General features: G+C 41.4%; 13 protein-coding genes and 1 tRNA gene. 10 read left to right on the forward strand and 4 right to left on the reverse strand.

What is annotated here, in order from left to right; genetic code table 11:
• Positions 1-30: 30 nt before the first annotated feature.
• Positions 31-103, forward strand: a tRNA-Phe gene (locus tag JM81_RS08940).
• Positions 104-228: 125 nt separating this feature from the next.
• Here JM81_RS08940 and JM81_RS08945 read toward each other — a convergent pair.
• Positions 229-1,812 carry a glycoside hydrolase family 32 protein gene (locus tag JM81_RS08945; protein ID WP_261375003.1) on the reverse strand — a complete coding sequence of 528 codons (1,584 nt, stop codon included), beginning with the start codon at positions 1,810-1,812 and terminating at the stop codon, positions 229-231.
• A 25-nt stretch (positions 1,813-1,837) separates the two neighbouring features.
• Between JM81_RS08945 and JM81_RS08950 the strand changes: the two genes are divergently transcribed.
• The 4 genes from JM81_RS08950 to JM81_RS08965 are packed head-to-tail and all read left to right on the forward strand — an operon-like array spanning position 1,838 to position 4,643.
• Positions 1,838-2,374, forward strand: a complete 537-nt coding sequence (locus JM81_RS08950; RefSeq protein ID WP_261375004.1) for a rhodanese-like domain-containing protein — start codon at positions 1,838-1,840, stop codon at positions 2,372-2,374.
• Positions 2,375-2,404: 30 nt separating this feature from the next.
• Positions 2,405-3,082 carry a TIGR04282 family arsenosugar biosynthesis glycosyltransferase gene (locus JM81_RS08955; RefSeq protein WP_179213178.1) on the forward strand — a complete coding sequence of 226 codons (678 nt, stop codon included), beginning with the start codon at positions 2,405-2,407 and terminating at the stop codon, positions 3,080-3,082.
• The gene (locus JM81_RS08960) at positions 3,079-3,894 is read left to right on the forward strand and encodes a purine-nucleoside phosphorylase (RefSeq protein ID WP_089260698.1); all 816 of its coding nucleotides are present in this window, start codon (positions 3,079-3,081) and stop codon (positions 3,892-3,894) included. The genes JM81_RS08955 and JM81_RS08960 overlap by 4 nt, the downstream gene beginning before the upstream one ends.
• A gap of 44 nt (positions 3,895-3,938) precedes the next feature.
• Complete coding sequence (locus JM81_RS08965) at positions 3,939-4,643, forward strand: TIGR04283 family arsenosugar biosynthesis glycosyltransferase (protein WP_089260699.1); 705 nt, start codon at positions 3,939-3,941, stop codon at positions 4,641-4,643.
• A 5-nt stretch (positions 4,644-4,648) separates the two neighbouring features.
• On the opposite strand, the gene JM81_RS08970 is transcribed toward JM81_RS08965, so the two are convergent.
• The 3 genes from JM81_RS08970 to JM81_RS08980 form a co-directional block, all read right to left on the reverse strand.
• Complete coding sequence (locus JM81_RS08970; RefSeq protein WP_315897746.1) at positions 4,649-5,764, reverse strand: N-acetylmuramoyl-L-alanine amidase; 1,116 nt, start codon at positions 5,762-5,764, stop codon at positions 4,649-4,651.
• Positions 5,733-6,743, reverse strand: a complete 1,011-nt coding sequence (locus tag JM81_RS08975) for a glycoside hydrolase family 113 (RefSeq protein WP_144802463.1) — start codon at positions 6,741-6,743, stop codon at positions 5,733-5,735. The genes JM81_RS08970 and JM81_RS08975 overlap by 32 nt, the downstream gene beginning before the upstream one ends.
• A gap of 123 nt (positions 6,744-6,866) precedes the next feature.
• Positions 6,867-7,574: a DUF547 domain-containing protein gene (locus JM81_RS08980; protein ID WP_144802466.1), complete on the reverse strand. Its 708-nt coding sequence runs from the start codon at positions 7,572-7,574 to the stop codon at positions 6,867-6,869.
• 218 nt (positions 7,575-7,792) lie between these two features.
• Here JM81_RS08980 and JM81_RS08985 point away from each other — a divergent pair, with 218 nt between their 5' ends.
• The 5 genes from JM81_RS08985 to JM81_RS09005 all read left to right on the forward strand — a co-directional run bounded on the left by JM81_RS08985 (position 7,793) and on the right by JM81_RS09005 (position 14,508).
• Positions 7,793-9,139, forward strand: coding sequence for an NAD(P)/FAD-dependent oxidoreductase (locus JM81_RS08985; protein WP_144802469.1), 1,347 nt, complete (start codon positions 7,793-7,795; stop codon positions 9,137-9,139).
• 10 nt (positions 9,140-9,149) lie between these two features.
• A complete protein-coding gene (locus JM81_RS08990) occupies positions 9,150-10,742 on the forward strand; it encodes a 4Fe-4S binding protein (protein WP_144802472.1) in 1,593 nt (530 codons plus the stop codon).
• A 25-nt stretch (positions 10,743-10,767) separates the two neighbouring features.
• Positions 10,768-13,215: an alpha-L-rhamnosidase C-terminal domain-containing protein gene (locus tag JM81_RS08995; protein ID WP_144802475.1), complete on the forward strand. Its 2,448-nt coding sequence runs from the start codon at positions 10,768-10,770 to the stop codon at positions 13,213-13,215.
• 73 nt (positions 13,216-13,288) lie between these two features.
• Positions 13,289-13,819, forward strand: a complete 531-nt coding sequence (locus tag JM81_RS09000; RefSeq protein ID WP_144802478.1) for a toxin-antitoxin system YwqK family antitoxin — start codon at positions 13,289-13,291, stop codon at positions 13,817-13,819.
• A complete protein-coding gene (locus tag JM81_RS09005) occupies positions 13,819-14,508 on the forward strand; it encodes a glycosyltransferase family 2 protein (RefSeq protein WP_089260706.1) in 690 nt (229 codons plus the stop codon). Before JM81_RS09000 ends, JM81_RS09005 begins: the two co-directional genes overlap by 1 nt.
• Position 14,509 lies beyond the last annotated feature (1 nt).

Genomic DNA, 14,509 nt, shown 5'->3' on the forward strand with positions numbered 1-14,509 from the left:
AATTATATTTGCAGCCGCTTACAGCGACATGGTGCCTTAGCTCAGTTGGTAGAGCAATGGACTGAAAATCCATGTGTCCCTGGTTCGATTCCTGGAGGCACCACATAGAAAAACCGTATTATCAGTAGATACTGCGGTTTTCTTGGTTATTGGGGTATTGTTGTTTAAAACCAATTGAACAAACCACAATACCCATAATAAGTACTTTTGAAAAGCGGCCCAAAGGCATCAATCCCAAATACGTTCTACCTTACGCTCTTTAAAATTAACGATTTGAACTACTTCATTAGCCGTGTTTTCTATGGTTAGACTAGTATAGAACTCATTGGGAAAAATTTGATTTGTCATTACGTATTGTCCTTTGTTCAAAAACAACTCCATAGATGAATGATCCAACAAAATTCTAACTTCCACATTTTCCTTGGGCAATTTGGAAATATCCATACGTTGCGCCCCGCCTTTAAATTTTTCGCTAAAATCCGTTTTACCGGACTTGTCCCTGTCAATCGTAACCAAATCATTGTTGGCATCTATATCAATAGCTAGGCTATCACCGACCTCATTGCTCAAATACATTTTAAGCATTGGATTTTTCACAAAAAATTTAATCTCCGACTGATTACCATATTTAAGTGCAATTATTTTCTTCTGTTCCTGTTTTAGTTCCATTTCACCTTCCGTGTAGGCCTTATCCGTAATTTCACTAAACTTTTCTATGGGATAATTTATAAGAAACACCTCATCTTCAATCTTACGTAAACTTAACTTTCTAGGTACGGTCATGGCACTTCGCCATTTTTCTGTAGGGGTATCCCTAGCATAGTCCCAATTACTCATCCATCCAATAAAAATACGATCGTTATTGGGGGTATGGTTATAGGTGACACCGGCGTAATTGTCCCTTCCAAGATCAATCCATTTATTTTCGGTCTGATCGGTGGTAAAGGTGGTACCGTCAAAATCCCCAATAAAATACTGCGTTCCACTACCTCCATTAGGTGCACCGGGATTAATACTGATCAACAAGACCCATTTTTCCTCATCTGTACCTTCTATGGTCAACGGAAAAAGATCAGGACATTCCCATACACCGCCATGGGCTCCTTTATCCTTTCCGAACTCACTGACTTTATCCCACTCCTTTAAATTGGGCGAACTCCAGATTTGCAAATGGTCTCCCGCTACCAAAAGCATGGTCCAATTTTGTTCTTTTTCGTTCCAAAATACTTTGGGGTCCCTAAAATCCTTAATACCATCATTTCCTATTACTGGGTTGCCCTCATATTTTGTCCATGTATTACCATCGTCCAAACTGTAGGCAATTCCTTGGGTCTGAAAATCCATTTTACCTGCTTGCTCCCCTTCCATATCATGGTAGGTGAAAATTGCCACCATAGCCGGGTTCTCCTCGGTACCGAAACCGGAAGTATTTTTAGTATCCATTACGGCACTTCCCGAAAATATCAACCCATGTTTATCTGGATAAAGGGCTATAGGTTTATGCTCCCATTTTACTAAATCCTTACTTATAGCATGGCCCCAGTGCATAGGCCCCCAAACGGTACTATCCGGGTAATATTGATAGAATAAATGATAATTTCCATTATTGTAGACCAACCCATTGGGGTCGTTCATCCATTTTTCTTCTGGCGTAAAATGAAATTGCGGCCTGTAGGATTCCGTGTAGTACTCGGGAGCATCTATTTTCATTTGGTCCTCTATGGTCTTGACCTCTTGTTTACAACCAAATACAGCTGCCACAATGGACATCAATACAATTTTTGAACCTACTTTTTGCAAAACTTTAACCATAACACTGTCTTTTAAACTATAAATCTTGGACGCTAAAAATAGTACCTTTACTGCAATGAAATTAATCAAATATGCACGATTATTTAGTTTAGTTTCCCTCATTACCGTTTCAAACGTTATAGTAGGGCAAGCAAATATGGAACGTGTTCTAAAAAATTGGAACAAAGAAAGTATACCTTATATCTACCTTGAAAATTTACCCATGAAAGATTCTATAGTGTATGTAGATACCAGGGAGAAAGAAGAGTTTAACGTAAGCCATCTTAGAAATGCCCTATGGGTAGGGTATTCCAATTTTGACGAAGCCAAGGTTCTAAATCTTATACCCAACAAGTCTCAACCCATTATTGTTTATTGCTCCATTGGCGTACGGTCCGAAAATATTGGAGAACGCTTAAAGCGACTTGGATATACCAGAATATTGAACCTATATGGCGGAATTTTTGAATGGAAAAATCAAGATCGTATCGTATATAACAATAATGACACCCCAACCGATAGCATACATGCATTTAGCAAACATTGGGGCAAATTATTAAAGAAGGGAATAAAGGTATATTAGTTAGTGGTTAGTATAATTTAAAATAATACGTTGGGAATATTACAGAATAATAATGTGGAGCGCGATGAAAAAATCATTGATTTTACCTTGGCAAACTCCAAGAACCTATTACTTATTTTTACCAGAAACCCAGAATTAGGCAAGGGTAAAAGACGATTGGCCGCTACCGTAGGTGATCAGGCCGCTTTGGACATTTACACATTTCTTTTGCAACATACGGTAAGCATCACACAAAACCTCTATGCAGAAAAGCGGGTATATTACTCAGAAGAAATATGGGAGAATGATATTTGGGATGCAGACAAGTATGGCAAAAGATTACAACAGGGCAATGATTTGGGAGACCGCATGGCCAATGCTTTTAGGGAAGGATTTGAAAGTGATTTCCAGAAAATAATTGTTATTGGAAGCGATATGTACGACCTTTCCCAAGAGGACTTGGAAAGCGCGTTTAAAGCTTTGGAGAAGAATGATTTTGTGATAGGTCCCGCACAGGATGGAGGGTATTACCTGCTGGGAATGAAAACTTATAAACCTGAACTGTTCCAGAATAAGGCTTGGGGAACGGAAACGGTATTGAAACAAACCCTTGCCGATTTAAAAGCCGATAGCGTATGCTTATTGGAAGAAAGAAACGATGTAGATTATTTTGAGGATATAAAGGATATTGAAGCCTTTCAACCTTTTTTAAAACATATAAAATTATGACAAAGGAACAATTATTGGAATCTGTAGCCTATTTAAAGAACAAAGGTTTTGACAAGCCAGAAATAGGAATTGTACTTGGCACCGGCCTTGGCAAATTGGTGGACCATATAGAGGACCCCATAGATGCCCATTACAACCATATTCCATTTTTTCCGTTGGCTACCGTAGAGTTCCATACGGGCAAGTTGGTATATGGTACCATATCCGGAAAAAAAGTGGTGGTCATGCAGGGGCGTTTTCATTTATATGAGGGATATGACTTTTTGGATATAACCTACCCCATACGCGTCATGCACATGCTGGGCATTACCAAATTGTTTATTTCCAATGCAGCAGGTGCGGTAAACCTGAATTTCAAAAAAGGGGACATGATGTTAATAGAAGACCATATAAATTTACAGGGCGGTTCTCCTTTGGCATTTAAAAATGTTGGGGAATTTGGAGAACGTTTTGTAGATATGTCAGAACCCTACGATGTATCCATGCGCAACAAACTTATGGCAATTGCCAAGGAAAACGATATTTCTTTAAAGACCGGAGTCTATGCTTCTGTGGTTGGACCACAATTGGAAACCAAGGCAGAATATAGAATGATCAAATTAATTGGTGCAGATGCCGTGGGTATGAGTACCGTGCCAGAGGTTATTGTAGCCAACCACCTTTCCCTACCCATTGTTGCCGTTTCGGTATTGACCGATGAATGCGACCCGGATAATCTTAAACCTGTGGATATTGGAGAAATTATCGCCATCGCGGAACGTACTGAACCCAAAATGGTAAAACTTTTTCAAGAACTTATAAAACAGCTGTAAGGCCATACCCTGTTTTCCTACCAAGTTTAGTGAAATTAATGCACATGAGTGCTTTTGAGCCCAACATCAGTATTATTATCCCCGTTTTGAACGAAGCGGACTACATAGCCAAAGTACTCCTGTGCATAAAACAGAATGCCTGCGCTAACCACATCAAGGAAATTTTGGTCGTTGATGGTGGTAGTACAGATGCTACCCCTTCAATAGCCAAGGCCCATGGTGCCAAATTGCTCTATGGCAAAAAAGGACGGGCGGCACAAATGAACCTTGGTGCAAAAGAAGCAAGCGGCGCAATATTATACTTTCTCCATGTAGACTCGTTGCCCCCTAAAGATTTTGACCGCTCCATTGCAAATGCGGTTAAAGAAGGTAAAATGGCAGGCTGTTTTCAAATGCGTTTTAACAGCAACAGCAGGTTTTTAAAATTTTTTGCTTGGTGTACCCAAATCAACCATCAAATTTGTCGCGGAGGCGACCAATCATTGTTCGTGGACAAAAATCTTTTTTTTGACTGCAAGGGATTTAATGAACAGTACACAATCTATGAGGACAATGAATTTATACAACGTTTGTACAAGCGTGTACCTTTTACCATTCTACCTTCTACGGTAACGACCTCTGCCCGCAGATATGAAGAAAAAGGAATGATAAGCCTACAATGGCATTTTGGTGTCATACACCTTAAATACTATTTAGGAGCACGACCCAATGAACTGTATGCATATTATCAAAAATATATTGCGGTATAAACGATTTATTTATCCTCGTAGTCCAATAATATGCCTTCACTGATCCATTTTGCCAAAGCTTGGCGATTATCCGGATCTAAAATGCGCACCTGATCCTTGGCATTTCTAATATTTCCAATTTCAATAAAGGTCATGGCGGGGTGTGTTTTTTTTACCAAGTACAACGAAGTCCTGTCCTCAAAAGTACCTGCGTAGGTTCTATTGGGCTGAAATCTCTTATACTTGGCCTCAAAAGTTTTATGGATACTTTCCGCCAATTTTTTGCCATTTTTACTTTTTTCGTGGTGATAAAAGAATACATCTATATTCTGACCTTCACTTCTACTATCTACATGGGTAACGATTAAACGCTGGTATTTACCCTTGTTATCCTTATATAAATCGTTCACGATCTGTACCCGTTGCTTTAACCGTGCCACTTGGTTTAAAGGTATTTCCTTATCTGGATAGGCTACCTCATCATGATCAATCTCCAATATGCAATCATCACGTATACCATCATTCCCATCCTGTATAATAATGTAGACCGTTGCCCCGTGCGCCATTAATTCCCTTGCCAAGCGTAGGGTAATATCATAGGCATATTCATCCTCTGCAATAGCTTTCCCCGCATAGGTACCCATTGCCCCGGGATCGGGCCCCCCATGACCGGATACCAAATAGTAAATAGTTCCTTTTAACCGTTTGCTTTTTGCTATTACATTTTTATGTTTCTCCCCAAACAGGTCATATTTAGAACTTTCCAATTTTTTTATATCCGTGGACTGTTTCTGTATAGAGTCTACAATGGCTACGGTATCCAAAACCGTTCTGGGCATAACATACGTTCGCCCTGCTACCAAATGTACGCTATCCTTTAAGCGCTCACTATTTATATAGATAAATTCATCCATAACCTCGTACGGGTCAACTCCCTGTTTGCGCAACAGCGAAAGAATGCCGTCACCAGGTTCTGCCGTTACGGTATTCAATGAATCCTGCGCCACAACAAATTGCACCGCACATATGCATACAACCATATATTTTACCATAACATATGGAAAACAAAGGTTATGCCATACATGTTCTACCCGTTCATGTCCTACCTTACTAATACTCACTATACTTTTTATAATTTTCACTTACTACTTTTAACGAGGGTTTGTTTTGTGGGGTAAACCTGTTATCATTCTCACCACCTGCATTTTTATGGTCGGTGAACCATTTCCATACATAACCGCCCGCAAACCATTTTTCGTTCCAAAATTCGGCATATATGGCCTTCTTACAGTTTACTTGTGATACCATATTCGGTTTTTCTTCCGTACGGTCTACCAACCACGGCTTTTTTGCGGTATAGTCCATACTTCTATACCCATATTCCGTAAACAGTATAGGCTTTTGCTTTTCAGTACTTAGCGCGGCCAATTTACTTTTCCAAGGCTGCCAACCAGCTATAAGCTCATTAACCGTAGGTGTTTTTGCTTCCGATAACGGAAAATAGGCATCTACCCCAATATAATCTAACTGTTCCCAAAAAGGTACACGCTCAAATTCATCCCAATTTGCCGCATAGGTAAGCTTACCTTTATAAGTTTCCCTAATTTCAGCAATAAGCATGTTCCAAAATTCTGGCCGCGCCTGTACAAACTGTTCCAATTCCGTACCAATACACAAGATATCTACCTTACGCTCTGCCGCTAAACGGGCATAGGTCATCATAAAATGACGATATGATTCCTCTAATTGTTGCCAGTGTTGCTCATTGTCCATCTTCAGCTTTCCCGTGAATATTCCCTTGGATATCCATATTTGCGGCTTCATCATAACAGACACCCCATTTTCATGCAACATATGAATGTATTGCGCTGCACCCTTCTTAGTTTCACCAAACCACTGACGATCTGTATTAAACGTGATCTGTGGATTATTTACCTCCCTTATAAAACCAAAAGGCATTACGGCGGCGCTGTTGGCATAGATATTTAAGATTTCATCTACTTGACCCTGCACCACGGCTTGCCTGGAGGCCACAAAACTTACCCCATTTATTTTTCCGTTGCCCTTTCCAATGCATGCTAGTTGCATACTGCACAGAAATAGAATTGCCAATTTTTTCATTTCCCCAATCTTAGGTTCAAAATTATACTATTTACGGCATGTTCCCAATAGCAGATATACCCAACAATTTGTTAAGAAATGAACTAAAGGTAAACGGTAACAAGTAATGTATTGCGTATGTGGCTATTTCACATTTAAGCGCCAATCATACGGATAGTAATCCAAAAGAATATCCTTGGAAAACTTAGTAGTTCTATACCTATTGATAAATGCTAATATACCACCGGCCCTATCAAAATCTACCTTATACCAATCAAACAATTGCGAAACAAAGACCTTATCACCCTTATTCCTAATGAACATAGGGTCGTTCAATGCTTTGGCTGTTTGTTGATGAAGCTGTTGGTTCAACCTGTTTGGCATGTAGGCCTCCCCAATAATTGGCGGACACCCTAGGCCTGCACAGACCAATACAAAATGAAAACGGGGTTCATTTGGAAACCTTGCTCTAAGTAACTCATTTTCTATGGCGTTCAACGTTATATACCTCCCCCCCACATTATACCTCAGCTTATCAAAAAAACCGTCCACGTCCAAAGGGGACCGTAGGGGATAATTATCCACAACACCCTTAATTACCAACAGATTATAGGTATTTATCCAAAAGGCCTGATACACATTAGGATCTTGAAGATCAATGGCCGCTTTTTCCGCCAATTTAAGCACGTTATTCAATGCCAAAGGTTGTTTGACAATGGAGGCATAATCTACCTTTCCGTTCTCTACATGGGTTTTCAAAAATGTATCCGCAGCACTAAAAAACTCGGTATACTGGGCCTTTCCACCATTTATCCCAAAGAAAAAAACCAAAATTACCCAAGAGTATTTCATACCAATTAAATATTCACTGTAACCCTTTTGTCGCAACTTAACATAGAAACCAACACATTACTATTCTTGCAAGGGTGCGTTTACCTATCTACGCAATTAATGTTACCTTGGTTTTAATTGCACCGGTAGCCTTAGATTAATTCTAAATAACCCGGTTTCAATATACGCCTGTAAAGCATCTGACTTTTCTTGCGACTAACTTTTAAATTTACTGCCATATGGAGCATATCATCATTATTGGAAATGGAATATCTGGTGTTACCTTGGCCAGGCATGTACGTAAGCTTTCCGATAAAAAAATTACGATCATTTCTGCAGAGTCCGACTATTTTTTTTCCCGTACCGCATTAATGTACGTATATATGGGCCATATGAAATTTAAGCATACCCAACCTTATGAAGATTGGTTTTGGAAGAAGAACCGTATTGAACTGGTGAAGGGCTATGTGGAAAAAGTAGATCCGGCATCCAAAATAATTCACTTGGCCAATAACACTACCCTATCCTATGACAAACTGGTGATCGCCACGGGTTCAAAACCAAACAGATTTGGATGGCCGGGACAAGATTTACCGGGGGTACAAGGCCTCTATTCCAAACAAGATTTGGAAACACTTGAAAAAAACGCCCCCAATAATACGGTATGCCAACGGGCCGTAATTGTCGGCGGCGGACTTATAGGAATAGAAATGGCAGAAATGTTACGTTCCCGAAAAATTCCCGTTACCTTTTTGGTCCGCGAAAAAAGCTTCTGGAACGGGGTATTGCCAAATGGGGAATCTGCCATGATCAACCAACATATTTTAGCACACCATATTGATTTACGGCTAGACACTAATTTAAAGGAGATTATCCCAGATGAACAAGGAAGGGTCAAGGCAGTGATTACGGACAAAGGAGAAACCATACCATGTAACGTTGTTGGACTCACCGCCGGGGTCACCCCCAATATAGATTTTCTGAAAGGTAGCGGTATAACATTGGGCAAAGGCGTTAAAGTCAATCGTTTTTTGGAGACCAGTGTGCCAGATGTTTATGCCATTGGCGATTGTGCAGAACAGCATGAGGCCCTTGACCAAAGAAGACCTGTAGAGGCTGTGTGGTACACCGGTAGAATGATGGGGGAAACCCTTGCCCAAACCCTTTGCGGAAAGCGTCGTGCGTACAACCCCGGACATTGGTTCAATTCCGCAAAATTCTTGGATATTGAATATCAAACCTATGGATGGGTGTTCAGTGAGCGGAACAAAGAGGACCATGAGCAGCATTTTCATTGGAGACATCCCAAGGAAAATATCTGCATTACCATTGCCTACCATAAGGAAACCAATAGGTTTTTAGGGATTAATACGTTTGGTATTCGTATGAGGCACGAAATTTTTGACAGATGGCTAAACCAAAATAAGGAGGTTGACCATGTCTTGACCTATTTGAAAGATGCCAATTTTGACCCAGAGTTCTATACCCAATATGAAGATGCCATTGTTGCTAAATACAATGCGGAACACCAAAAAAATATTGACCCCAAGAAAAAGAGTTGGAAACGTATTTTTAGCAAGGCTTAATCAATAAAGAATGAAAACACTACAAAATATAGGAATCACTTTATTTTTAATAGGCCTAGGTATTTTTACCGTACTACCGTTCATAGGTACGTTCAAGGCGGACCAAACCATTTTAAACCAAGTAATTGCCGATAGTTCCATAAAAAGCGATTTGCTTATCAATTATCTACAGACGCAAGTGGCCGGCAATGAGTTTAATGGGGTACACCACCTATCCGGCATTGTGGTTACCTCCTTGGAAAACGCAAATGCCACACATAGAAAAAATAAGGAGTATAAGAAAATTGTTTACGTAAAGGGCAGGGACCTGGCAGCTACCATCGCCAAAAAATCAGGTTCGGGATTTATTGCCGGGAATAAAGTTCTAATGTGGTTTCTAACCTTTGGCCTGGGTATTATAGGCGCATTGCTTTTTATTGTTCCCCAAGTGGTCCTGTTAGGTCCCAAAGGTATTAAGAACGATGGTATCTATCATCAAAGTTCTACCAATAGGGGCTGGATCGCATGGCTGGTATTCCTGTTTTTGGTCTCTTTCTATCTTGTCCTTTATTTTAGACCTGAGTATGCCACCAATTGGACGTATTTGGTAGACCCCATCAGTGAATCTTTAAGTGGAAACCCTGCCGGACATTGGTTTGTATATGGGTTTATGTATTGCGTTGTCATGACCGTTATGGCCGTGCGCATGTATATTAAATACCGGCATAACGTATACCAAACAGTGCGCACCACCTCTGTGCTGTTCTTCCAAATTGTCTTTGCCTTTTTGATTCCTGAAATTATGGTGCGCCTTCAAATGCCCTACTATGATTTTAAAAATGCTTTTCCGTTGGACTATGATTTCTTTTTCCAGTGGAACCTGAAATCGTTATTGAACAGTGGCGGCATTGGTATTTTTATCCTTTTCTGGGGAATTATCCTCACTTTGGTCATTGTGCCCGTAATGGTCTATTTTTTTGGAAAAAGATGGTATTGTTCGTGGGTGTGCGGGTGTGGCGGTTTGGCCGAAACCCTTGGGGACCCTTATAGGCAACACTCCGATAAGTCTTTGTTTGCCTGGAAGGTAGAACGATGGTTGATCCATGGGGTTTTACTTTTTGCATTGGTAATGACCGGTATGACGCTATACAGTTTTTTTAGCGAAACGGGCACAGTCCTGGGTATCAAGACCCAAAGCGTACAAAATGTTTACAGTTTGGCCATAGGTTCTATTTTTGCCGGCGTCATAGGTACGGGGTTCTACCCCATTTTTGGAAATAGGGTGTGGTGCCGTTTTGGTTGCCCTCTGGCCGCTTACCTTGGTTTTGTACAACGTTTTAAATCTCGCTTTAGAATTACCACCAATGGCGGACAGTGCATTTCATGTGGCAACTGTTCCACTTACTGTGAGCAAGGTATTGATGTGCGGGCCTATGCCCAAAAAGGTGAGAACATAGTGCGGTCCAGTTGTGTGGGCTGTGGTATTTGCTCCGCGGTCTGCCCACGTGGCGTACTAAAATTGGAAAACGGGCCAGAAGAAGGGCGCATTAACCCCACCGAAGTTTTATTGGGCAATGATGTTGACCTGATGGAATTGGTAAACAAAAAACAACCTAAAGCCTAATTCACTAAATAACCAGATATTAATTGTGCGGAACCATTCATTTGCCTTAAGGACCCCTAGCATTCATGTAATCATCCTAAGCTGTTTACTGCTCCTCCCCATGGTGGGTTTGGCACAAGAGGAACTCAATTACCCGGTGGTGCGCTACGGGCCTGAAACGATTACTGCCAGTTGGGTAAGCCATCCGGATATAGCGGGTGGTGAGGACCGGGCCGTTTTGTTCAGAAACACATTTATGGTAAAGGACAGTACCCAAGACCTGATCATCAACATAAGTGCGGACAACCATTACTTTTTATATGTTAACGGTAGGTTCATTACCCATGGCCCACAATTGAGCGATATTCAACATTACAAATATGAAACCCTAAACCTAAAAGACTTTATACGGAACGGCAGCAATGTACTGGCCCTTAAAGTGGTGAACTTTGGCAAAAGACGCTTTTTAGGTATGCAATCTATCTTTACGAGCGTTATGGTGAACGGCGTTACGGAAAATGCCAAAGCGCTAAACACCACTGGGGCGGAAGATTCATGGCGCTGCATGTTGGATGACAGTTATACCGCCAACGAAGTGGTATGGAGGGGCACGGGCGAAAAGGCCATAGTTGGCGGATTCTATGCCAATAACCCCACCGATATAGTCGATTTTAATGCCTATCCTACAGGGTGGGAAATGCCCGGATATGACGATGCCGAATGGCAACACACGGAATTTTTTGAAAATGCCAGTAGCATGGGCGGCTCCATCGCCTATCTGTTGGAGCCCAGAAATCTGCCCTTATTGTCCTGGGATACCGAGGCCATGGGCTCTATTGTTAGATCAACAGAAAAGGGCACCACCAATTTTCCCGTAAGTGGTACGTTGACCATTGAACCACATTCAACATCTACCCTATTAATAGACCAGAAATATGTTACCAACGGTTTTCCGGAGTTGGTGTTCAGTAAAGGCAGGTGGGCATCTATCCGTATTAACTATGCCGAAAACCTTTTTGGCCCAAACCAGGAAAAAGCAGACCGCAACGATATTGAGGGCAAAACACTTTTAGGCTACTACGACCTTATCACATCCAACGGAAAAGAACAACAAAAATTCATTCCCAATTGGATGCGTACCTACAGGTTCATTGAACTTGAAATTACCACCAAGGAAGAAGCCCTTACCCTGAACAGGTTCATTAACCACAGATCGCGAACTACACTGCCATCCTACGCGCAATTTATATCTGACAATGAACTTTACAACGAAATTTTTGAAATCTGTAAACGTACCGTGGATATCTGCACACAAGATTATTTTTTGAGCGATGCCTACTATGAAACCATGCAATACGTAGGCGATACCAAAATACACGCCCTAATCTGGGAGGCCATGAGCGGTAATGCCGACCATACCAGGAACGCCATTAGGCAATTTCATCATTCTAGGGATGCGGACGGAAATATTCTGGGGGCCTACCCCCTACGGTCCACCTTTATCTACCCCACCTATTCCTTGGTCTGGATAAGTATGATCGCGGATCATTACAAAACAACCGGTGACAAGAATTTTATACACACCTATAAAGACGGTATTGTCCACACCCTTGCCGGTTTTGAAAGGAACATGAACCCAAAGCACCTGGTAAAAAAGACTCCTTACCGCTATTTTATAGACTGGTATACGGGGCCCAACAATGGCAGTGGTACGGCCACGAACAATGATGGGGAAAATTCTGCCGTGGTAAGCTTGCACTATGTTCATGCCCTACAGCTTGCAGCACAATTGTTCAGCGAAATTGGGGATACCCAAACCGCTACAACCTATACCCAAAGAGCCACTACCATTAAAAAAGCGGTTTACGACCTGTGCTACGATACGGAAAGAAAGCTTTTTGCGGAACGGCCGGACAAAACCGTTTATGACCAACACACCAATATCATGGCCATCCTTACCGATGCCATTGCCCCAGATAAACAGCAAGCATTACTTGTACGAATCCTGAACGACAAAGACCTATTACAGGCTACCTATTACTACCGGTTTTACCTGTTCAAAGCCATTGAAAAGATTAATGCACCAGAACTGTTTCACCTTGCACAACGTCCTTGGGAACAAATGGTCTACGATCATATGACCACAACCTTGGAACGTTTTGAAAGTGCCGAAAAACCTACGCGGTCAGAGGTACACCCCTGGAGTGCGTCTCCGGCATACTTTTATTTCAATTATTTGGGGGGTATTAAATCCGTAAAAAATAATTTTGAAGAAGTGCGTATTGCCCCTGTTTTTGGGGTACTTAACACTATAGACGGACTTTTACCAACGCCAAAAGGGGCCATTGCATTTAGTTTGAGCAAAAAAGACAGCCAACTCACAGCACAAATAACCTTGCCAAAAAACATAACCGGCAACCTTATTTGGCAAGGCACCGTTATTGATTTAAAGCACGGGGCACATACGTATACCTTAAAACCAAAAAACCAATAATGCGCCCCTATAGCCCTATCTGTTTTAACGGTATGCTTGTACTGTCAATATTTTTTAACCGATCTTTGGCATTATGTCCAAAAGGAAAAAGCACATGGTAACGCACTTGAAAACATATATGCCTATTGTTATACTTCTTGCGGTTTGCAGCCTGCTAACCATTGCCTTTACCAAAGGAGAGGACAAGCGTTATGAACGCACCTATTATGAGGATGGCACTTTGGCCAGTGAAGGCTGGAAACGATATAATGTAAAGACCGATTATTGGATATTTTACCATCCCAACGGAAAAATCTCCATGAAAGGATATTATGCGTACGGTAAAAAGGAACAGTATTGGTACTATTATGACGAGCACCGTGTTAGAAGCAAGGAAGGCCGTTACCACAACGACCAACAGGAAGGATGGTGGCTGTACTATGATAAAAAAGGGAGGGTAGCCCATAAGTGCCAACTTTCGCAAGGGCTAAAAAATGGCTACTGCCTTAAGTATGAAGATGCCCAAATGATATCCGCGGAACAATACAATAAGGGAAACAAAATTAGGGAATGGCAAAGTTTTGATGCCTTTACCGACACCAACAGTTTATCCGATCTAAAGTAATGCCAGACATAAAAGTTATCATACCGGCTTTTAACGAAGCAGATTCCATAGCCCATGTTATAAGGGAGCTCCCCAAGACCGTATCCGAGGTTATTGTGGTGAACAACAATTCATCTGACCATACGGTTAAAAATGCCAAGGCCGCCGGGGCCACCGTGTTGACAGAACCTAGAAAAGGCTATGGCTATGCCTGTTTAAAGGGTCTGGACTATGTGGCCGCACTTGACCGTTCGCCTGAAATCATTGTATTCATAGACGGAGACTATTCCGATTATCCTGAGGAACTGGACAAGCTAGTGGCCCCAATTTTACAAAAGGACATAGATTTTGTTGTGGGCGCGCGAAAAAAAAGCCTGCGCGAAGAAGGTTCCATGACCCCGCAACAGGTTTTTGGCAACTGGTTGGCCACATTTTTAATGCGCTTGTTTTTTGGCGCAAAGTTTACGGATTTAGGTCCTTTTAGGGCCATTAAATACGAAAAACTCAAAGAATTGCACATGGAGGACAAAACCTATGGATGGACCGTGGAAATGCAATTGAAAATTTTGAAGAAAAAAATGACATATACCGAAGTACCAGTACGTTACAAACGAAGAATTGGTATCTCAAAAGTTTCAGGAACCGTAAAAGGTAGTATATTTGCTGGCATAAAAATATTGGGGTGGATCTTCAAATACAGTATTAAATAAT

This window comes from Maribacter sp. MAR_2009_72 (assembly GCF_007827235.1).
GTDB lineage: Bacteria > Bacteroidota > Bacteroidia > Flavobacteriales > Flavobacteriaceae > Maribacter > Maribacter sedimenticola.